Below are 18625 nucleotides of genomic sequence, written 5' to 3'. Positions count from 1 at the left end.
TGGTCAGTGGGGGCGGTAGGTGCCGGTGCGGGCCTTGGTGGCGGTGGTGGTGAGGATGGAGGCGAGGGTGGTGTGGAGGCGGGTGGGGGTGGTGGGTTTGGCGATGAAGGTGGATTCGCCGTAGAAGACGTAGCGGCCGTCGTTGGTGAGGTCGTGGAGCTGGAAGTCGTCGCGGCCTTCGGTGTGGCGGTTGTCGACGCTGGCGTGGGCGTAGACGCCGATGTGGGTGAGGGTGTCGGTGGGTTTGGCGAGGAAGGTTTCGAGTTGTTCGCGCGGGGTGGGGTTCCAGCGGTCGCGGACGTGCGGGCGGGGGGCCGCGAGTTCGGCTGCGGTGACTTTGATTTCGCGGCCGGTGCCGGGGCCGACCTTGGGGAGGGTGGACAGCACGGCGGCGGCCAGGTCGTCGGGGGCCATCAGGTGCAGGGCGATGTCGCCCGGGTCGGATTCCTCCCCGGGCGCCTGAACGGCCAAGGCGGCGTAGGTGTCCCGGGTTCCGCCGTGCGCGCGGATCGTTCGCGTGCTGCCGCACGCGCCCGCCACCTCGACGCGCGCGTGCGGCGCCAGCAACGCGGCCATGGCGGCGTCGAGGTCGCTGTCGAACTCGGCCATCATGTTCTCGGCGGCCTTGCCGCGCAGCCGGAGGATCTCCGCCCGGGATTCGACGCCGACGTAACGGTGATGCAGCGGGTACGGCAGGACGTCGCGGCCCGCCGCTTCCCACAGGGTGCGGAAGTCTAGAGCGGTGAGATGCCAGGTACGCACGGGAGATCTACTCTGTTCCATCAGGTTTCGCGATTCAGTCGGCGCCGATGACGGGCGGCACCAGCTTGGGCAGGTTGTCCAGACCGGTGAGTTCGTCACCGTGTTCCTGGGTGACCAGGTAGTCGGGAATGCCCCTGGTGGACTCGTCGTCCTTGCCACCGCCCCTGGCGCCGGGGGCGCCCATGCCCGGCATGCCGGCCCGGCCCGCGGCACCGCTGCCCGCGCCCGCCGCCCGCGCGCCCGCTGTCGTGGTGCCCGCGGCCGCGCCGCCACCGGGGACCGCGCTGCCCGGCGCGGGCGAGCCCGGCGAGCCGGAGCCGGGAGTTCCCGCACCGCCGGGTGATCCGGACGGTGACCCGGATCCGGGTGTGGTTCCGCTCGGCGTCGTGGATGCCGGCGTGGTCGCGCCGGGGTCGGTCGACTGGGGTGCGGTCGACTCGTCGTCGGTAGTCGTATCGTCGCCCGCGGTCGTGTCGTCGTCGGTGGTGTCGTCGTCGGCCGGGGTGGTCGACGCCGGAGTCGTGGCCGCGGGTTCGGTCGCCGGTTGGCCGGTGCCCGGGGTGGTCGAATTCGGGTTGTTCGAGTTCGGCCTGGTCGACCCGCCGGTGTCGTCGGGATCCCCGCCGCCGTTCTCGACGGTCTTCGGAATGGGTATGACCGGAACCTTCGTATCGGATTCGATGATCACCGGGGCGTAGACCGAGGTCAGGATGCGAACCGCCTCGACGCGCGCATTCTCCTGCGCGACATCGTCATTGCGCCAGGCGCGGCCGGTGAAGAGGCCACCGAAATTGTCCAGGCCGCTGCGATGTTCGGGCTCGAACGGAACCAGCCGCTTCGTCGGTTCGAGGCCGGTGCGCAGTTCGTCCAGCTTGCTCCTGGTGAGCGCGGCGGCGGTGGTGACCTTCTTGCCCGTGGCGTCGTAGGCCGCGACGGTCTGCGCCGCCGCGGTCGCTGCCGCGCCGGACCAGACGTCGGGTGCCATGCCCCGGGTGATCTGCTTGCGGAACTCGTCGAGCGAGGTGCTGTTGCGGGTGGAGATCTCGTTCCACGCGCTGATCAGATCGTTGACGGCGTCGAGGTCGATCTTGTCCACCTTCGCCCGCAGCTGGGCGACGGGGCCCTGGAAGTCGTCGGTCTTCGTCACCATCGCGGGACGGAATTCACCGTCGAAACCGAGTTCGGCCGCCCGCTGCCGGTTGGTCGTGCGCTGGTCGTTGTAGCGATCCTGGATGTCCGCGATATCGGAAGCGTCGAGTTCGCCGTCGTCGCCGAACGGGGACATGACGAAATTGCGGAGGCCGCCGAAGAGGTCGAGTCCGGCGATATTGGGCTGCATCTACTTCACCTGCTCGGTGGTGTAGTCGAGGGCGTTGGCGTTTTCGATGTCCTGGCCGGTGAGGTGTTTGAAGGAGAGGGAGAAGACTTCGCGCAGTTGTTTGACGGCTTCGATGTCTTTCATGATGACGGCGTCGACGGAATTGTCGTCGCCGGTCGCCTGCCGGAGGAACTGCTTCTCCAGCTGCCTGGCCATGTCGAAGTCGCCGAAGCCGCTGACGGCCTGCGCTCGAATAGCCACGGCGCGTAGCGAATCCAGATCGGTGAGCCGCTTATCGCACGCCTTGTACATGTGGTACGCGGCCGCTTCGTCGTTCAGATAGACCTCGCCCGCGCGCGCCTTTCCGAGCAGGTCCGAATACGGGGATTCAGCCATGTCCGCCCCCTCATCTCGGGAAGGTCGGAGCGAGGGTCTCCCCCACGCGCGCCAAGGACACGCACGGATCCGTCAGCCCGTCCAGACTCGCGCGGTTCAGGACCTGCAACTGCACGACGCCTTGCGAGACCGGGAACACGACGTTGCAGTCGAGCTTCTTCGACGCGCCTTCGACGCGGAACTCTTCCCCGGATCGCCCGGCGATCGTGACAGTACGGAAGTCGACATTGCCTGGCTTGGACTTGAACTGATCCACAGCCTTGCTCGTGGCGTAGACGGTGACGGCGAACGTCGGCCCGTCCCATCCACAGATCTCCCACCCCGACTGCGGAACCCCGGCAACCCCCTTCTCCTCGGAGGCCGGGTCCACCCCCGCCGCCGTCAGCGCGTCATCCGAGATCTCCGTGCACGGGTTCCACAGCGTCGGCTTCGCCGTCGTGGTCGCCCCCTTCGACGACGTCTCCCCCGAGTCGCACGCGGCCAGCCCGACCACCGCAAGGCCCGCCACGATCAATGCTGTACCTGCGCGTTTCAATCCCCGCCCCTTCTCGCCGTCCACTGCTCTGACCTGGGAGATTAGCATGGGAAAGAGTGGTTTAGCCCGGCCGCGTGGGTTGGTCGACCACGAGTGGACTTCGACTTTCGGCGCCGTTCGACGGGCGCGATCCCGGGGGCAAACCGGTGGTGAATCGACCCGGGCTCGACGCGCGGGTTCGGGATGTGCCGTTGAACTTCCACACCGACGGGGTGTTCGTGTGGCCGGGGGCGGTTCCGCATTACCTGCGCAAGTACGGGGTGCCGCCGGAGCCCGCGTTGGTCCAGCACATCGTCGGCAAGAAATTCGAGATCGGGGAGGACGCGCGGCAGGCGGCGGTGCGATTGGTCACCGGCTGACCCGGCGGCGGACCAGATCGCTGACGTCGCGGCCGGTGAGGAGCAGGAGCAGGTCGAGGGTGGTGCCGCGGATCTCGGGTCCGGAGCCGACGGTCCAGGGCGAATCCTCGGCGACGAGGGTGACGTCGGCGAGGCGGCGCTTGGCCCAGAACGGCCAGCCCATGGTCCAGACCCGTTGGGCCGCAACGGCCGCCGCGGCGGGATCGACGGCGATGGTGCGACCGAGGGGCCGGGCGATGTCCTGGGCGTGCACGATGACGTCGTAGTGGATGTTGCGGTAGTTGGTGACGACGGGCAGGCGGCGGGAGTCGGCGACGACCGACAGGTCGGCGGCGAGGTCGGGGGTGGCGTCGGCGTGGCGGACGGCGATGTCGTGATTGAGGCGGTGGAAGCTGCCGCGGGCGCGGGCCGCCTCGCGGAGCATGCAGAGGGGGCCGGGCGGTTGCGGAGCCAGTGCCACGTGGGCGGCGACGTCGCGAATACGCCAGCGGTCGCAGAGCGAGGGGCTGTCCAGCTCGGCGGGAGTGAGGGTGGTGAGCAGGTCGGCGATGGCGCGGCGCTGCTCGGCGATGATCCGCCAGTGTTGATCGACATCCACGGTCGGCCTCCAACTCGTCAGCCTTTCTGACTAATATAGTCAGTGAAGCTGACCGGATCAAGGAGTGGGATGACCGACGACGACGCCCTCAACCTCGGGGTTCTGCTCTTCGTTCCCTATCGGGAGATGGAGCGACGGGTGCTCGTCGCGCTGACCGAGAGCGGATTCGCGGATCTGACGCAGGCGCAGGCGCGACTGGTCGCGCGGATCGGGCCGGAGGGGTCGCGGCTGACCGACCTCGCCGCGCAAGCGCAGGTCACCAAGCAGACCGCGGGGGTACTGGTGGATCAGCTCGTACGGGCGGGCTACCTGGCACGTGAGCCCGACCCGAGCGACGGCCGCGCCAGGCTGCTGCGGCTGGCGGAGAAGGGGCAGCAGGCAGTCGAGGTGGCCAATCGCGCGGCAGTCGAGGTGCAGGCAGAATGGGTCGCGCACCTGGGGCCGAGGCGTGCCGCCACCCTGCGAAAGTCCCTCGTCGCACTGCGGGAGATCACCGACCCCTACCGAAAGAGCTCGATGGCCGGCCCCGATCTGCCGCCCGGTCAGGCGCTCAGACGGCCACCAGTGTGAGCACCGGGTCCAGACCGCGGAAGTCATCGACATTGCTGGTGTAGAGCGGTAGGTCGTTCACGGAGGCGATCGCGGCGATCATCAGATCCATCTTGCGCGGCTTCGGATTTCGCCCGCCGGCGATGACGAGTTTGGCCATCGTCGAGAATCGGCGCGCGGCCGCGGAGCACAGCGGCAGGGCGTCGAACGCGTGCTCCACTTCCAGCATGCGCTCGGTACGGAGGGCGAGCGTTTTCGGCTCTGTCGCCAACGCGATCCCGATCCCGAGTTCGACCAGGGTGACCGTGCTGATCCGCGAACGGATCGGGAGCTTCGCGTCATCGATTCGCGGGAGATCGATGAGTACGCGGGTATCCAGCAGTCCGACCGGGTGCCGCGGCGGAGTCTCAGTCATCGAGACGCTCGGCGCCGAAAGCCGCGTCGATCTCCGCTCGCTCTTCCGCCGCGGTGCCCGCATCGGCGAAACGCGCGAGTCGTGCCTTCAGCTCGGCCGTGCCGATGTCGCGCTGCGGGCGGATCGGGCGCAGCTCGCCGACCGGATGGCCGTTGCGGGTGATGATGAAGTCGTCACCGGCCTCGAGGGCATCCATCACCCCGGCACTGCCGTTGCGCAGCTCAGCTTGGGTAATAATCCTGGTCACGCCCCCAGGATAGCCAGTGATGCTATGTGTCGCTAGATCCTGCTCGGGCGTCGCACGCATCGAGGATGCGACCCGAGCAAGATCACCGACCCGTATCGATCAGGGCGACAGCGTGCCAACCCGCGATCGACGGCTTACGATCCGTCCGGCGAATGGGACGGTGACGAGCATCCCTGCACCCAGCGGCATGTTTCGGGGGATACTTGAGGAGGTGCCCGTCGTGAGGCGGGGCCACATCGCAGCAATTTCAGGGAAAGGGAGCTTGACGACGTGGATGCGCGTTCGCTTGCGCTGGTCCGCGCCGATTTCCGCGGGGTGTCGGAGACGCCCGGTGGTGCAGAGCGGCTGATCAGCGCTTTCTACGGTCACCTGTTCGCGCAGAACCCGGCGTTACGGGAGCTGTTCCCCCCCGCCATGGACATGATGCCCAAGCGTCTGGTGACGGCGCTGCAGTATGTCCTGGACAATCTGGAGGACTTCGAGCGCGCGCAGAAGTTCCTCGAGCAACTGGCCCGCGACCACCGCAAATACGGGGTCGAGGCGGACCACTACGACATGGCGGGCCGGGCGCTGCTCTCGGCCCTGCGGTCCTTCCACGGCAACCGGTGGACCAAGGAACTGCACGAGGGCTGGAGCGATATCACCATCCTCGTCTCGGCCTCGATGGCGATCGGCGCCAACGAGGACAAGTCGCAGCCGTTCTGGGGCGCGACGGTGGTCGGGCATCGCAAGGTGCTCGACGATCTGGCCATCGTGCGACTACAGGCCGACGGGCCGATTCCGTTCAAGGCCGGTCAGTACGTGCCGGTGCAGGTGCCGCAGCGGCCGAACATGTGGCGCTACTTCTCCCCCGCCATCCCCGCCAACCCGTACGGCGAGATCGAGTTCCACGTGCGCCGGATCAGCGGCGGCTGGGTGAGTCCCGCGATCGTCAACGACACCAAGGTCGGCGATCGATGGAAGATCGCCGGTCCGCTCGGCGGCCTGCACGTCGACCGGGAGTCCGGGCGCGACGTGCTGTTCATCGGCTCCGGCACCGGGATCGCGCCGCTGCGCGCGCAGCTGATCGAGATGAGTCAGCGCGGCATCAATCCGCGCGTGCACTTCTTCGTCGGCGGCCGCTTCCCCGGCGACCTCTACGACGTCGACAACATGTGGCAGCTCTCCCAGTCCAACCCCTGGCTGACCGTGGTGCCGGTGTGCGAGGAACGCGACGATCCGTGGTGGTATCCGCAGCGTCCCGCGTCGACGCCGACCGGCATGTACCGTCGCCTGGTCGGTAATCTGGGTGCGGTGGTGACCAGCTTCGGCGCGTGGGCCGACCGGCAGATCCAGCTCGCCGGCTCGCCCCGGATGATCGCCGACACCCGCCGCGCCCTGATCCGGGCCGGCACGCCGCCGCAGATCATCGCCGCCGACCCGGTCGGCTGAGAACCCGTCCCGCACCACCCGTTTCGCGAAAGAGACCGATGAGCGAGATTCCCGCCCCGGCCTGGACGGCGACTGTCGTCGGCCACCACCGTCTGCGCAACGACATCGCCGTGATCCGGCTGATCGGCGACTTCGTGCCGTTCGCGGCGGGCGGTTCGGTCGAGGTGGAGGTGCCCCAGCATCCCGGCGTGCGGCGCAGGCTCTCCCCCGCGCTGCCGCCCTCGCTGGACGGCAAGCTGGAATTCCACGTGCGCACGGTGCCCGGCGGCTGGTGCTCGAGTTCGATCGTCGCCGACACCAAGCCCGGCGATCAGTGGCGGATCAACGCGCCCTACGGCGTCTTCCACGTCGATCCCGAGGCCACCGAGGTGGTGATGATCGCGGGCGGGACCGGTCTGGCGCCGATGCGCGCCCAGATCCTCGAGCTGGCCCGGCGGGAGAATCCGCCGCGCACGTACCTGTTCTACGGTGGCCGCTCCCCGCGCGACCTCTACGCCTCGGACATGCTGTTCCTGCTGTCCGGCGAATTGCCCTGGCTGACGGTGATTCCCGTGGTCGAGAGCCCCGACGATCCGTCGATCCGCGACGAATGGCACGAGCACTCCCGCGTCGACATCGGCTTCGCCCCCGCCGAGATGCTGCACGGCACGCTCGCGGATGTGGCCGCCGCGCACGGCCCGTTCGGTCAGCAGGTCCTGGTCTGCGGCTCCCCCGCCATGGTCCGCACCACGGTCGACCGGCTGATCGAATCCGGCACTCCCCCGGCGAACATCACCGCCGAGGGGGCCTAGAACAGGGGGTCGTGGCGGATCGACTTGGCCTGCGTGCCCGCGGCCATCAGGCGGAACTTGGTGGTCTGGACCATGGAGGGCGAGCCGACGATCTGGACGTCGCGGTCGGCCCAGGGGCCGTAGCTGGCGACGACCTTGCCGATCTGGCCGGTCATCCGGGGTTCGAGGCCGGGGAGTTCGGCCTGGGGTTCGCCGGAATCGTAGAACCACCAGGGGTTCTCGTCGCTCTCGCTGACCGGGGTGACGGTGAGCCACTTGTTGGCGATGGCCAGCTGGCTCAGGACCTGCAGGTCGTAGAGGTCGCAGGGGTGGTGGCCGCCGACGAACAGGTGGACCTTCGGGTTCACCCGGCGCTGGGCCATCGCCATGATCTGCGCGCGCAGCGGCGCGATGCCGGTGCCGCAGCCGACCATCAGCATCTTGCGCTTGGTGTTGCGGGGCACGCCGAGCCCGCCGAGCGGCGATCCGAGCAGCCACTGGTCGCCGACGGTGGTGTGCGAGACCATGGCCGGGCTCACCCAGCCGCCGAGCACGCTGCGCACGTGGAACTCGATCTCGCCGTTGGCGTTCGCGGGGTTGGCCGGGGAGAGGTAGCGCCACATCCGGGGCCGCGCCGGCACCTGGACGCTGAGGTACTGGCCCGCCGCGTACTGCATCGGCTGATCGAGCTGCACCCGGATGACCGCGAGATTGCGCAGCACCTCCCGGCGTTCGACCACGGTCGCGCTCCAGGCGGCGGGCGTCGTCTCCTTGTCGGCGGCGCTGATCATCGCGCCGCTGATGGTGGCCAGACCCTCGTCCCAGGCGCTGGCGACCTCGTCGGTCCACATCTCGGTGCCGGCGAATTGGCGCATGGCCGACTTCAGCGAGTTGGCGACCGCGACGTAGTGCGCGGGTTGCACGCCGTACTTGCGGTGATCGCGCCCGAGCTGGGCCAGGAAGGGAAGCAGCTTGTCCGGCTCTTCCAGCCGGTCGAGTGCGTAGGAGATCGCCTTGACGAGCCGGTCACGCTGGGAGTCCATGGCGGCCGGGAAGTAGTCGCGGACGCCGGGATAGTCCGTGAACAGGATCGAGTAGAACGACCTGGCTAGCTTCTCGGGCCCACCGTCTTCCGCAGCAACCGCCTTGAACGTAGTTCGGATCAAAGCGACAGTCCGCGAATCCATATGTGTCACAACCTCGTTTCGCCATCGAACGCTAGCCGCGCCGGCGAGTGACGGGCTGGGAGGACACTCGTCAGCAGCCGATGCGAGAAGTCTAGGCGAGGTTTGCCAGCTTCGTAATCGTACTCTTAAACATCACGAGTGTAATTCTCTAAAAACCATACGGTACTCATCAGTATCACCTGAAAACATACCTCAAGATCGTTAAAGACGGGTGAACGCTACCTCACACTTTGCTGATCTTGCCCGCAAAAGCATCAATCCCGCACCGATGTGCCTGGTAGAGCGACCCTTCCGCTACGAATCCGAGGCCCCGAAATCCGACGCGCCGTGCCGCGACACGCGGGAAGGGTGGGTCGGAGCGCCGGGATTCTCCTGCGGAAACAGGCTCCGATTGGTCCGAATTCAGCGTCCTTCCAGCAAACTTCCGTGATGGTTCCGAGATATATCCCCACCTCACAGCGTTGCACCGGGTGACACCCGGAGCAAGATCACGAATAAAGAGGTTGCTGGAGAATCACCAGCCGGTCGCCGGGGATTGACCGAGCCCCCGGCCCGCGACCGCGGGAGCGGATCGCGAACCGGGGGCCCGGTCGAAACATGGAACTCAGCGTCGGTGCCGTGGCTGCCAGACCACGAGCGCGGTGCTGCGCTGGGGCGGTGACAGGTCGGGCCGGTAGCCCGCCCGCAACTGCTCCAGCTCGGCGCTCATCTCCTCGACGCGCTGTTGCAGCGCCTCCACCTGATTGGTGAGCTCGATGATGCGCTTGATGCCGGCGAGGTTGACGCCCTCGTCCTGCGACAGCCGCTGCACTTCGCGCAGCAGCTCGACGTCGCGGGCCGAGTACCGGCGTCCGCCACCCGAAGTGCGTTGGGGGGTGACCAAACCCAGCCGGTCGTACGTGCGCAGCGTCTGCGCGTGCATACCCGCCAGCTGAGCCGCCACCGAGATCATGAAGAACTCGGCACGCGAGGTCCCACCCGACGCGGACTTCGGAGCCCGATCCTGATCTGCGCCTCTCCCGACGCCCTCCGTGGTCACGCTGCGCTACCTCCTCCGGGCGCTGAGCTCGATGCGCGGGGCCATCAAGCACCCGCCCATCCCGCACGCGGATCGAAGCCACCGGCCCGCTCGGCCTCCTGATAGCGCTTGAGCGCATCGGTGGCGTCGGAGTCCAGGTTCTGCGGAACCGCGACCTTCACCGTGACCAGCAGGTCACCGGCGCCGCCCGCCGCGCCGCGCTTGGGCACACCACGACCGCGTACCCGCAGGATACGCCCGTCGGCGGTGCCCGGCGGCACCTTCACGCCGACCCGGCCGTCCAGCGTCGGCACGGAAACAGTTGTCCCCAGCACCAATTCGCTGTAGCTCACCGGGAGCACCAGGGTGAGGTCGTCGCCCTGACGGCCGAACACCTTGTCCTGGCTGACGTGCACGGTCACGTAGAGGTCGCCCGAGGGCGCCCCACGCAGGCCAGCTTCGCCCTGCCCGGCCAGCCGGATCTTCTGCCCGTCACTGACACCCGGCGGAATCCGCACCGTGATGGTGCGGGTCCGGTTCTGGATGCCGGTGCCCGAGCAGTCGGTGCAGGGGTCGTCGATGATCGACCCGGTGCCGCGGCAGTCGTCACAGGGCTCGCTGAAACCGAACGCGCCCTGATTGCGGCTGACCACACCGGAACCGTTGCAGTGCGGACACACTCGCGGGCTGGTGCCCGGCTTGGCGCCGCTGCCGTGACACGTGGTGCACGGCGACGGACTGGTCATCCGCAGCGGAACGGTGACACCCTGCGCCGCCTCGCGGAAGCCCAGCGTCGTCTCGGTCTCCACATCGGAGCCACGGCGCGGACGGCTCGCGCCCCGCGCGCCGCCCCGGTTGAACAGCCCGCCCAGCAGATCGCCGAGCCCACCGTCGCCCGCACCGGCGCCGCCGGCCTGGCCGAAGATGTCACCGATGTTGAAGTCCTGCGAGAAGCCGCCGCCGGCGCCGGGGGTGAACCCGCCGCCGCCGTAGCCGCGCCCGCCGCCGCCCGCGAACAGGCGACGCGTCTCGTCGTACTCCTTGCGCTTGGCCGGATCCGACAGCACGGCATTGGCCTCGCTGACCGCCTTGAACCGCTCCTCGGCCTTGGTGTCACCCGGGTTGGAGTCCGGGTGCAGGTCGCGGGCGAGCTTGCGGTAGGCCTTCTTGATCTCGTCCTGCGAGGCGCCGGAGGAGACACCCAGCTCCTTGTAGAAGTCCTTCTCGATCCACTCCCGTTGGCTCACCGGGCATCTCCTCCTCTCGAGTTGTTATTGAGTGTCGCCGTCGGCATCCGAATCCGATGCCCCCACGGCCTCGGCATCGGTTACCCCGACCAGCGCGTGCCGAAGCACCCGGTCGCCGAACCGATAGCCCTTGCGCATGACCAGGCCGATCACCGGATCCGCGCCCGAACCCTCGTGCTGCACGGCCTCGTGCAGCGTGGGGTCGAACGGGTCACCGACGCCACCGAATTCGACGAGACCCTGCTTGGTCAGCGCGGTCTCGAGCTTGTCGGCGACGGCCTTGAGCGGGCCGGTCTCCAGGTCGCCGTGCGCCCTGGCCCGGTCCAGATCGTCGAGCACACCGAGCAACTCGGTCACCACCGCGGCCTTGGCCGCGTCGATGTTCGCCTGACGATCCCGCTCCACCCGGCGGCGGTAGTTCGCGTATTCCGCGGTCAACCGCTGCAGGTCGGCGGTGCGCTCGGCCAGCTCGTCGCTGACCGGCGCTTCGGCCTCGCCGTCGGTGGACGGCTCCGCCGCCGCGTCGGCGGCGGAGTCGCCATCGATGACGATGTCTTCGATCAGCTCCTGCTCGGAGTTGGCCTCGGTCACTTCTTCTCCGTGTCGACCGGCTCGTCCACGACCTCGGCGTCGACGACGCCGTCGTCATCGGCGGGGCCCGCGCCGTTGCCCTCGGCGGCGGCGTCGGCGGCCTGCGACTCGTAGAGCGCCTGGCCCAGGGCCTGCGACTCGGTCGCCAGCTTCTCCACCGCGGTCTTCACGGCCGCGATGTCGGTGCCGGCCAGGGCGGTGTTCGCCTCGGCGATGGCCTCTTCCACCTTGGACTTGATGTCGGCCGGGACCTTGTCCTCGTTGTCCTTGATGAACTTCTCGGTCTGGTGCACCAGCGACTCGGCTTGGTTGCGGGTCTCGGCCTCCTCGCGGCGGGCCTTGTCCTCGGCGGCGTGCGCCTCGGCGTCCTTGACCATCCGGTCGATCTCTTCCTTGGACAGGCCGGAGCCGTCCTGGATCTTGATCTTGTTTTCCTTACCGGTGCCCTTGTCCTTGGCGGTCACGTGCACGATGCCGTTGGCGTCGATGTCGAAGGTGACCTCGATCTGCGGCACGCCACGCGGGGCCGGGGGCAGGCCGGTCAGCTCGAAGGAACCGAGCAGCTTGTTGTGCGAGGCGATCTCGCGCTCGCCCTGGAAGACCTGGATCTGCACGGACGGCTGGTTGTCGTCGGCCGTGGTGAAGGTCTCCGAGCGCTTGGTCGGGATGGTGGTGTTGCGCTCGATGAGCTTGGTCATCACGCCACCCTTGGTCTCGATGCCCAGCGACAGCGGGGTGACATCGAGCAGCAGGACGTCCTTGACCTCACCCTTGAGCACACCGGCCTGCAGGGCGGCGCCGACGGCGACGACCTCGTCCGGGTTCACGCCCTTGTTCGGCTCACGGCCACCGGTCAGTTCCTTGACCAGGTCGGAGACGGCGGGCATACGGGTGGAGCCACCGACGAGCACGACGTGGTCGATGTCGGCCACGTTGATGCCGGCGTCCTTGATCACGGACTGGAACGGCGCGCGGGTGCGGTCCAGCAGATCGGAGGTGATCTTCTGGAACTCGGCGCGGGTCAGCTGCTCGTCGAGGAACAGCGGGTTCTTGTCCGCGTCGACGGTGATGTAGGGCAGGTTGATCGAGGTCGACTGGCTCGACGACAGCTCGATCTTGGCCTTCTCGGCGGCCTCGCGCAGGCGCTGCATGGCCATCTTGTCCTTGGTCAGGTCGATGCCCGAGGACGCCTTGAACTTGTCGACCAGCCAGGACACGACGCGCTCGTCCCAGTCGTCGCCACCGAGGTGGTTGTCACCGGAGGTCGCGCGGACCTCGACGACGCCCTCGCCGATCTCCAGCAGCGAGACGTCGAAGGTGCCGCCACCGAGGTCGAAGACCAGGATGGTCTGCTCTTTGTCGCCCTTGTCCAGGCCGTACGCGAGCGCGGCCGCGGTGGGCTCGTTGACGATGCGCAGCACGTTCAGGCCGGCGATCTGGCCGGCTTCCTTGGTGGCCTGACGCTGGGCGTCTTCGAAGTAGGCCGGGACGGTGATGACCGCGTCGGTGATCTCCTCACCGAGGTACGCCTCGGCGTCGCGCTTCAGCTTCATCAGCGTGCGCGCGGAGATTTCCTGCGGGGTGTACTTCTTGTCGTCGATCTCGACGTTCCAGTCGGTGCCGATGTGGCGCTTGACCGAGCGGATGGTGCGGTCGACGTTGGTGACGGCCTGGTTCTTGGCAGGCTGACCGACGAGAACCTCACCGTTCTTCGCGAAAGCGACGATCGACGGGGTGGTGCGCGAGCCTTCCGAATTCGCGACGACGACCGGCTCGCCGCCTTCGAGAACGGAGACGACAGAGTTCGTGGTCCCGAGGTCGATTCCGACCGCACGAGCCATAGTGATTCCTCCTGTTTGACGAACTTGGGGGTAACAGTCTCAGTAACACTGAGTGTGGTGGGCTCAATCCTGCCCTCGAGATCCATCCCGAGTCAACCCAGACTTGAGTGACACACGCTCAATGTTGTCGATCTGCACAACCAGCAGCTGCGGCGATTCATTCCCGCCGCCCGAAAAAACTTCCCGACCCCGGGCCATTCTTGCGCCGACCTCGCTCAACCGCAGCACCCGACACCACATCGTGACCGGCTGGAGACCTCCGTCAGCGAGTGAGGCCGGGGTGGATGCCGGGACGCAGGCCGTTGCCCGCGGCGGTGCGCTGGAGGAGATCGAGGAAGGTGGCCCGCTCGTCGGGAGCGAGGGGGGCGAGGAGTTCGGCGTCGAGGGATTCGACGACGGCTTCGGCCTGGGCCAGGAGGGCGTGGGCGGCGGGGAGGAGGTAGACAGCGTGGGCGCGGCGGTCGGTGGGGTGCCGACGACGCTCGACCAGGCCCCGAGCCTCGAGGTCGTCGACCAGGGTGACCATCACGTTGCGGTGGATATCGAGCGCCTCGCCGAGTTCCTGCTGGGTGCGGCCGTCGTGCTGACCGAGCAGCTTCAGCATGCCGAAATGCCGGGGCTTGATGTCGAGCGGGGCGAGCAGGTCGGCGAACCGGTACGCGGTATGGAAGCCCAGCTGGCCGACGAGGAAGGCGGCGTGGGCGGACAGCGGGGCGGCGGCATCGGTCACACAGCGAGGATACCCAATCCATGCACGAGTAGTGATTGCACTCTTGTGTGATTATCACTTGAGGTGCATAGTTTGAGAGGTCTCCACCACCGACCAGAAGAGAGACCACCCGTGACTTCCCCAACCACCACAGCGGACCCGCGCCGCTGGATCGCGTTCGCGGTGGTGCTCGCCGCCGGGTTCATGGACCTGCTCGACGTGACCATCGTCAATGTGGCGGTGCCGAGCATCCAGAGCGATCTGCGGGCCGAGTACTCGCAGATCGAATGGATCATCGCCGCCTACGTCCTCGCCTTCGCCGCCGTCCTCATCACCGGCGGACGGCTCGGCGACATCTACGGACGCAAACGCGTCTTCCTGCTCGGCATGGCCGGTTTCACCCTCGCCTCGGCGGCGTGCGGACTCGCCACCGACCCGGATGTGCTGATCGCGGCCCGATTCGCGCAGGGCGCGATGGGCGGGCTGATGGTGCCGCAGATCCTCGCGATCATCCAGACCACCTTCCCGAAGGAGGAGCGGGCCAAGGCGATCGCCGTCTACAGCGGCGTCGGCGGCTCGGCCTCGGCCGTCGGGCTCGCCCTCGGCGGCATCCTGGTGCAGGCCGATCTGTTCGGCCTCGGCTGGCGGACGATCTTCCTGGTGAACATTCCCGTCGGCATCGCCGCGTTCGTCGCGGCCTGGTTCGTGATGTCGGATTCGAAGTCGCCCGCCACGCCGAAGCTGGATCCGGTCGGCATGGTGCTGGCCATGGCCGCGGTGCTGCTGCTGGTGTTCCCGCTGGCCGAGGGGCGCAGGCTCGGCTGGCCCGCGTGGACCTTCGCGATGATGGCGGCCGCCGCCGGCGTGTTCACGGCCTTCCTCCTCTATGAGCGATCGCTGACGCGGGCCGGGCGCTCGCCACTGGTCGACCTCGGACTGTTCCGGTCCCGGCCGTTCGCCGTCGGCCTCGGCTCGTGGCTGCTGTTCTGGATCGGCATGGGCGGGTTCTTCCTGGTGTGGACGCTGTTCATGCAGGCCGGGCTCGGCTGGACGCCGATGCGCGCCGGACTCACCGCCGTGTTCTTCGCGGTGGGCGCCGGGGTGGGCGCCGGCGTCTCGGTGGGCGTGCTGGCCGCGCGGTTCGGGCGCCGGGTACTGATCATCGGCGCGCTGATCAACGCGGCCGGGTTCGGGATCTACGGTGCGATGGCCGTGCGCTACGGCAGCGAGTTCGCCTCGTGGCAGATGGTGTTGCCGCTGATCGTCACCGGCGCGGGCTTCGGCATGGTGGTCGCGCCGACCATCGACCTGCTGCTCGGCCAAGTGCCGCTGCGCGAGGCCGGCTCGGCGTCCGGACTGCTCAACACCGGGCAGCAGCTGGGGACCGCGCTCGGTGTCGCACTCGTCGGGGTGCTGTTCTTCACTGTGCTCGACCATGATTCGGACCGGGGCGTGGCGGCGGTGACGCCGCAGATCCGCGCGGAGCTGGCCGCCGACGGCGTGCCGGTGTCGGTGCAGGACCAGATCGTCGCCGGGTTCGGGGCGTGCGTGGGCGACCGCTCGGCCCAGGCCGATCCGACCGTGGTGCCGGACAGCTGCCTGCCACCGACGAATCTTCCTGGCGGCGAGGAGGTCTCGCGGCTGCTCGCCGACGCCGGGGCCGAGGCCAACGCGGTGAACTTCGCCGAGACCTTCCGGTACACGCTGTATTACGGCATGGGCATCCTGCTGCTGGTGTGCCTCGGATTCTTCGCGCTACCGAAGGAGGCCAAGCTGGAACAGCGCCCACTCGACCCCGAACCGGAAATCGTCACGGTATGAAACCCAGGGTGGGCGTGCGGGACAGCGCGCCCACCCGCTCCCGATCGGAGGAAGCACATGTACACCGTGGATCTGCTGATCGTCGGCCGCAGCCGTCGCGTCGTCGACACCGCCACCGCCTACCTCACCACCGTCGACATCCACGCCCTCGGCGCGACCGAGGACGACGAAGCCCTCGCCATCCTCGACCGGGAGCGGGTCCGGATGTTCGTCATGGGCGGCGGTGTGGAATCGGAATCCCGAAAGATACTGACAGCCAAGGCCGAGGAACGCGGGACGGCGATCATCGCCGCGAAGCGCGCCGGACGAGAGGTCGAGCAGTACCTCGCCGAGGAAGTCGTCCCCCTCTTCCGGGGCCAGGCTCACCGTTGACCGATATACAAGTTTTTATATACTTGGTTCGGTGAAGCGAATCGAGTTCGTTGGCACAGCGCTCGACGACCTGCGCGAGTTCCCGCTCGATGCACGACGCGAGTGCGGCTACCAACTCGATCGCGTCCAACGCGGCCTCGAACCGACGGACTGGCGGCCTATGCGGTCCGTCGGACTCGGGGTATGCGAGATTCGGGCTCGCGAGGATTCCGGCGCCTACCGCGTCATCTACCTCGCGAGACTCGCTGACCGCATCCTTGTGTTGCACTGCTTTCAGAAGAAGACTCAGAAGACAGCGGCTTCTGATCTGGCCCTGGCGACGAAGCGGTACGCACAGGCCGGTGGTGCGAGCAGGAAGGGAGAACGCTGATGGCGAACGAGACGTTCGACAGCGTGTGGGATGCGATCGAGGACACCCCACAGGAAGCCGAGAACATGCGGCTGCGGTCACGGCTGATGAGCGCGTTGACCGAACATATCGAGGCGTCGGGCTGGACACAGGTCGTCGCGGCCGAACGGCTCGGCGTGACCCAGCCGCGAGTCTCCGACCTGACCCGGGGAAAGATCGATTTGTTCAGCCTGGACGCACTGGTGAACATGGTCGTGGCCGCCGGGATGCACATCGAACTGAGCGTGCACGCTGCCTGAGGCCAGTGCCCCGGGGATTGGGGGCAGGGCGGTGGGTGGGTTGGTGGGTTAGTTTCGGGGGATGTGGAAGCGTGGGATCTGTGGGTTGCTGGTGAGTGGTGCGGTGGTTTTCGGGGGCGCTGGGGTGGCGTCGGCGGAGACCGGGGTGGTGGCCGATGACGGGTGCACGTTCTCGTCGGTGGGTGGGTCGTGCAGTGATCCGGGGCCGGTGGGGCACGCGTTGATCGCGGTCAGGGAGTTCGCCAAGAGCCTCGGTTACGGGACCGGGAGTTCCTCGGGGACCGCGTACTTCATCTGACCGGGCGGGAGAGTTCGGCCAGGATTCCTTCGGCGCTGCGGGCCGCCGCGCGGCAGGCGGTGGCGGTGGCCTGATCGGCCAGCGGGTGCGCGGCCCTGGTGCGCCAGGTGCGCACCGCGCTGAAGGCCGTGGCGCGGACGGTTTCCAGGTCGGCGTCGGCCGGGAGGCCGAGTCGCAGGTGGGCCGCCACGCCCGCGCCGCCGAGAATGCGATGCAGGTCGGCGAGAACTGGTGCGGGCAGCGGGAGTTCGTCGGTGCGCAGGCGGCCGAGCAGACGCAGTTCGGTGAAACCGTGGACATCGGCGAGCCGGGCCCGCACCCGGGGGCGGAGCTGGTCGGCCTCGGTGCCGGAGTAGGCGACGAGGATCCGGTCCAGGGTGCTCAGCGCCGAGTGCGCCTTCAATTCCTCGGCGCGCTGGCCGAACTGGACCTCGAGCACCGAGCGCAGTTCATCGATTCCGCTGCGCGCGGCCAATTCCGCGGCCAGCGAGGCGGAATCGCGCACACCGAGGCGAATCAGCATGGTGGCCATGCGGATACCGAACAGACCGAAGCGATCCGCCAGCTGCGCGCGCAGTTCCGGTGCCACCGGCAGCGCGATATCGGCGCGGGCGAACCGGTCCGCCGACAGCAGGGCGACACCGAGATCCTCCGCGGGGACCGTGGCCAGCGCCTCGAACGCGGCGAACTCCGGCTGCCGCAGGGTGGACGCGGCGAACGCGAGCAGCCCCGCCACCGGAATCACCGCCTGGCACAACCCGGTTCGCTCCAGCTCACCCGCGAAGCGGGCCGCGACATCGCGCGCGGAATGCAGCGCGTCGATGCGGCCCGCGCCGATCTCGTCGGCGCGCGACACCACACCGATCACCCCGAGCGGTCCGGCGCCACCGGCACCGGCACCGATCTGTTCGAGGAACTGCACGTCGGTGGCGTCGAGGCGGCGCAGCAGGTAGACCACGGCGTCCGCGCCGGGCGCCGTGATCGCCGACCCGCGCGGGTCGGTCCCGGCGGCGGCGGGCGTGAGCAGGCGCGCGGTGCGCTGCGACACCTCACGCGACAGCGACGAGGTGCCGGGGGTGTCGATGATCGTGGTCTGCGCCAGCGCGGCCGACGGCCAGCCGACCTCGAGATGATCGACCTCGCGGGGGCGCCCGCCCTCCCAGTTCAGTGCGTTCAGGTCGAAGGTGAGGCCGTGCGCGCCGCTGCCGCGGCGCACGATCACATTGGCGCGGGCGCCGTCGGCGGCGTGCGCGGTGACGGTGGGGGTGGCACCGTCGCGGTACCAGGTGACCACGCGGGTGCATTCCGTGGCATCGGTCGGGGCGACAGCCTGCCCGACCAGCGCGTTCAGCAGCGTCGACTTACCCGCTTTGATCGAGCCGGCCAGGGCGACGCGCAGCGGCTCCCGCAGGCGGTACTCGCACTCGGCGAGCAGGGCGCGCGCGTACTCGTCCCGGCCGAGCATCCGCGCCGCCGCGCCGACCAGCTCGTGCGCCTCGGCCAGGATCCTGGG

23 protein-coding genes are annotated in these 18625 nt (G+C 68.4%); 9 read left to right on the top strand and 14 right to left on the bottom strand.

Features of this window, described 5'->3' with window-relative positions:
- Nucleotides 1-3: 3 nt before the first annotated feature.
- From ACFVW6_RS01960 to ACFVW6_RS01945, 4 genes are read right to left on the bottom strand one after another with little or no spacing between them, the layout of a single operon-like run.
- On the bottom strand, nt 4-762 hold the full coding sequence (locus tag ACFVW6_RS01960; protein ID WP_365008863.1) for an ESX secretion-associated protein EspG: 759 nt from the start codon (nt 760-762) through the stop codon (nt 4-6).
- Between the two features lie 34 nt (nt 763-796).
- The gene (locus ACFVW6_RS01955; protein WP_378824156.1) at nt 797-2101 is read right to left on the bottom strand and encodes a hypothetical protein; all 1305 of its coding nucleotides are present in this window, start codon (nt 2099-2101) and stop codon (nt 797-799) included.
- A complete protein-coding gene (locus ACFVW6_RS01950) occupies nt 2102-2476 on the bottom strand; it encodes a hypothetical protein (RefSeq protein ID WP_365008868.1) in 375 nt (124 codons plus the stop codon).
- Between the two features lie 10 nt (nt 2477-2486).
- Nucleotides 2487-3035, bottom strand: coding sequence for a DUF3558 domain-containing protein (locus tag ACFVW6_RS01945; RefSeq protein WP_378824157.1), 549 nt, complete (start codon nt 3033-3035; stop codon nt 2487-2489).
- Between the two features lie 122 nt (nt 3036-3157).
- On the opposite strand from ACFVW6_RS01945, the gene ACFVW6_RS01940 reads away from it, so the two are divergent.
- On the top strand, nt 3158-3370 hold the full coding sequence (locus tag ACFVW6_RS01940) for a hypothetical protein (protein WP_378824158.1): 213 nt from the start codon (nt 3158-3160) through the stop codon (nt 3368-3370).
- Here the strand turns inward: ACFVW6_RS01940 and ACFVW6_RS01935 are convergent.
- Entirely contained in the window at nt 3360-3968 is a 609-nt protein-coding gene (locus ACFVW6_RS01935) for a maleylpyruvate isomerase family mycothiol-dependent enzyme (protein WP_378824159.1), read from the bottom strand. The two genes, ACFVW6_RS01940 and ACFVW6_RS01935, sit on opposite strands and share 11 nt — an antisense overlap.
- A 69-nt stretch (nt 3969-4037) precedes the next feature.
- On the opposite strand from ACFVW6_RS01935, the gene ACFVW6_RS01930 reads away from it, so the two are divergent.
- Entirely contained in the window at nt 4038-4538 is a 501-nt protein-coding gene (locus ACFVW6_RS01930; RefSeq protein ID WP_378824161.1) for a MarR family winged helix-turn-helix transcriptional regulator, read from the top strand.
- On the opposite strand, the gene ACFVW6_RS01925 is transcribed toward ACFVW6_RS01930, so the two are convergent.
- Both ACFVW6_RS01925 and ACFVW6_RS01920 read right to left on the bottom strand, forming a co-directional pair.
- Complete coding sequence (locus ACFVW6_RS01925; RefSeq protein ID WP_378824162.1) at nt 4519-4932, bottom strand: type II toxin-antitoxin system VapC family toxin; 414 nt, start codon at nt 4930-4932, stop codon at nt 4519-4521. The genes ACFVW6_RS01930 and ACFVW6_RS01925 overlap by 20 nt on opposite strands.
- Nucleotides 4925-5179, bottom strand: a complete 255-nt coding sequence (locus tag ACFVW6_RS01920; RefSeq protein WP_378824163.1) for a type II toxin-antitoxin system Phd/YefM family antitoxin — start codon at nt 5177-5179, stop codon at nt 4925-4927. The genes ACFVW6_RS01925 and ACFVW6_RS01920 overlap by 8 nt, the downstream gene beginning before the upstream one ends.
- 270 nt (nt 5180-5449) lie before the next feature.
- Here ACFVW6_RS01920 and ACFVW6_RS01915 point away from each other — a divergent pair, with 270 nt between their 5' ends.
- Nucleotides 5450-6610 (top strand): FAD-binding oxidoreductase, encoded by a 1161-nt coding sequence (locus ACFVW6_RS01915; protein WP_355274796.1) that lies wholly within the window; start codon nt 5450-5452, stop codon nt 6608-6610.
- 38 nt (nt 6611-6648) lie between these two features.
- Nucleotides 6649-7401 (top strand): FAD-binding oxidoreductase, encoded by a 753-nt coding sequence (locus tag ACFVW6_RS01910; RefSeq protein WP_378824164.1) that lies wholly within the window; start codon nt 6649-6651, stop codon nt 7399-7401.
- On the opposite strand, the gene ACFVW6_RS01905 is transcribed toward ACFVW6_RS01910, so the two are convergent.
- The 6 genes from ACFVW6_RS01905 to ACFVW6_RS01880 all read right to left on the bottom strand — a co-directional run bounded on the left by ACFVW6_RS01905 (nt 7398) and on the right by ACFVW6_RS01880 (nt 13994).
- Nucleotides 7398-8567, bottom strand: coding sequence for an FAD-binding oxidoreductase (locus ACFVW6_RS01905; RefSeq protein WP_355274800.1), 1170 nt, complete (start codon nt 8565-8567; stop codon nt 7398-7400). The two genes, ACFVW6_RS01910 and ACFVW6_RS01905, sit on opposite strands and share 4 nt — an antisense overlap.
- Before the next feature lie 604 nt (nt 8568-9171).
- A complete protein-coding gene (locus ACFVW6_RS01900; protein ID WP_378825622.1) occupies nt 9172-9519 on the bottom strand; it encodes a heat shock protein transcriptional repressor HspR in 348 nt (115 codons plus the stop codon).
- Nucleotides 9520-9650: 131 nt separating this feature from the next.
- On the bottom strand, nt 9651-10832 hold the full coding sequence (gene dnaJ / locus ACFVW6_RS01895; protein ID WP_355274804.1) for a molecular chaperone DnaJ: 1182 nt from the start codon (nt 10830-10832) through the stop codon (nt 9651-9653).
- A 24-nt stretch (nt 10833-10856) separates the two neighbouring features.
- Nucleotides 10857-11423 carry a nucleotide exchange factor GrpE gene (gene grpE / locus ACFVW6_RS01890; RefSeq protein ID WP_378824165.1) on the bottom strand — a complete coding sequence of 189 codons (567 nt, stop codon included), beginning with the start codon at nt 11421-11423 and terminating at the stop codon, nt 10857-10859.
- On the bottom strand, nt 11420-13264 hold the full coding sequence (gene dnaK, locus ACFVW6_RS01885; RefSeq protein WP_355274807.1) for a molecular chaperone DnaK: 1845 nt from the start codon (nt 13262-13264) through the stop codon (nt 11420-11422). Before dnaK ends, grpE begins: the two co-directional genes overlap by 4 nt.
- Nucleotides 13265-13526: 262 nt before the next feature.
- On the bottom strand, nt 13527-13994 hold the full coding sequence (locus ACFVW6_RS01880; protein WP_378824166.1) for a MarR family winged helix-turn-helix transcriptional regulator: 468 nt from the start codon (nt 13992-13994) through the stop codon (nt 13527-13529).
- Between the two features lie 111 nt (nt 13995-14105).
- On the opposite strand from ACFVW6_RS01880, the gene ACFVW6_RS01875 reads away from it, so the two are divergent.
- From ACFVW6_RS01875 to ACFVW6_RS01855, 5 genes are all read left to right on the top strand, one after another.
- Nucleotides 14106-15794 carry an MFS transporter gene (locus ACFVW6_RS01875; RefSeq protein WP_378824167.1) on the top strand — a complete coding sequence of 563 codons (1689 nt, stop codon included), beginning with the start codon at nt 14106-14108 and terminating at the stop codon, nt 15792-15794.
- 57 nt (nt 15795-15851) lie between these two features.
- On the top strand, nt 15852-16166 hold the full coding sequence (locus ACFVW6_RS01870) for a hypothetical protein (protein WP_378824168.1): 315 nt from the start codon (nt 15852-15854) through the stop codon (nt 16164-16166).
- Nucleotides 16167-16197: 31 nt separating this feature from the next.
- Entirely contained in the window at nt 16198-16536 is a 339-nt protein-coding gene (locus tag ACFVW6_RS01865) for a type II toxin-antitoxin system RelE/ParE family toxin (protein ID WP_378824169.1), read from the top strand.
- The gene (locus ACFVW6_RS01860) at nt 16536-16814 is read left to right on the top strand and encodes a helix-turn-helix domain-containing protein (RefSeq protein WP_378824170.1); all 279 of its coding nucleotides are present in this window, start codon (nt 16536-16538) and stop codon (nt 16812-16814) included. Before ACFVW6_RS01865 ends, ACFVW6_RS01860 begins: the two co-directional genes overlap by 1 nt.
- Before the next feature lie 61 nt (nt 16815-16875).
- Entirely contained in the window at nt 16876-17112 is a 237-nt protein-coding gene (locus ACFVW6_RS01855) for a hypothetical protein (RefSeq protein ID WP_357342198.1), read from the top strand.
- Here the strand turns inward: ACFVW6_RS01855 and ACFVW6_RS01850 are convergent.
- Entirely contained in the window at nt 17105-18577 is a 1473-nt protein-coding gene (locus tag ACFVW6_RS01850) for a dynamin family protein (protein ID WP_355275412.1), read from the bottom strand. The two genes, ACFVW6_RS01855 and ACFVW6_RS01850, sit on opposite strands and share 8 nt — an antisense overlap.
- Nucleotides 18578-18625 lie beyond the last annotated feature (48 nt).

Origin of the sequence: Nocardia sp. NPDC058244, from assembly GCF_042882065.1 — a bacterium.
Lineage (GTDB): Bacteria > Actinomycetota > Actinomycetes > Mycobacteriales > Mycobacteriaceae > Nocardia.
The sequence above is the reverse complement of the archived record's forward strand: the minus strand, read 5'-3'. Positions and strand labels throughout refer to the sequence as shown.

Coding starts and splice junctions, on each gene's coding strand:
- ACFVW6_RS01955 (WP_378824156.1), bottom strand. CDS start 2,101: ATGCAGCCCAATATCGCCGGACTCGACCTCTTCGGCGGCCTCCGCAAT.
- ACFVW6_RS01950 (WP_365008868.1), bottom strand. CDS start 2,476: ATGGCTGAATCCCCGTATTCGGACCTGCTCGGAAAGGCGCGCGCGGGC.
- ACFVW6_RS01930 (WP_378824161.1), top strand. CDS start 4,038: ATGACCGACGACGACGCCCTCAACCTCGGGGTTCTGCTCTTCGTTCCC.
- ACFVW6_RS01925 (WP_378824162.1), bottom strand. CDS start 4,932: ATGACTGAGACTCCGCCGCGGCACCCGGTCGGACTGCTGGATACCCGC.
- ACFVW6_RS01910 (WP_378824164.1), top strand. CDS start 6,649: ATGAGCGAGATTCCCGCCCCGGCCTGGACGGCGACTGTCGTCGGCCAC.
- ACFVW6_RS01905 (WP_355274800.1), bottom strand. CDS start 8,567: ATGGATTCGCGGACTGTCGCTTTGATCCGAACTACGTTCAAGGCGGTT.
- ACFVW6_RS01900 (WP_378825622.1), bottom strand. CDS start 9,519: ATGATCTCGGTGGCGGCTCAGCTGGCGGGTATGCACGCGCAGACGCTG.
- dnaK (WP_355274807.1), bottom strand. CDS start 13,264: ATGGCTCGTGCGGTCGGAATCGACCTCGGGACCACGAACTCTGTCGTC.
- ACFVW6_RS01870 (WP_378824168.1), top strand. CDS start 15,852: ATGTACACCGTGGATCTGCTGATCGTCGGCCGCAGCCGTCGCGTCGTC.
- ACFVW6_RS01860 (WP_378824170.1), top strand. CDS start 16,536: ATGGCGAACGAGACGTTCGACAGCGTGTGGGATGCGATCGAGGACACC.
- ACFVW6_RS01855 (WP_357342198.1), top strand. CDS start 16,876: ATGTGGAAGCGTGGGATCTGTGGGTTGCTGGTGAGTGGTGCGGTGGTT.
- ACFVW6_RS01850 (WP_355275412.1), bottom strand. CDS start 18,577: ATGCTCGGCCGGGACGAGTACGCGCGCGCCCTGCTCGCCGAGTGCGAG.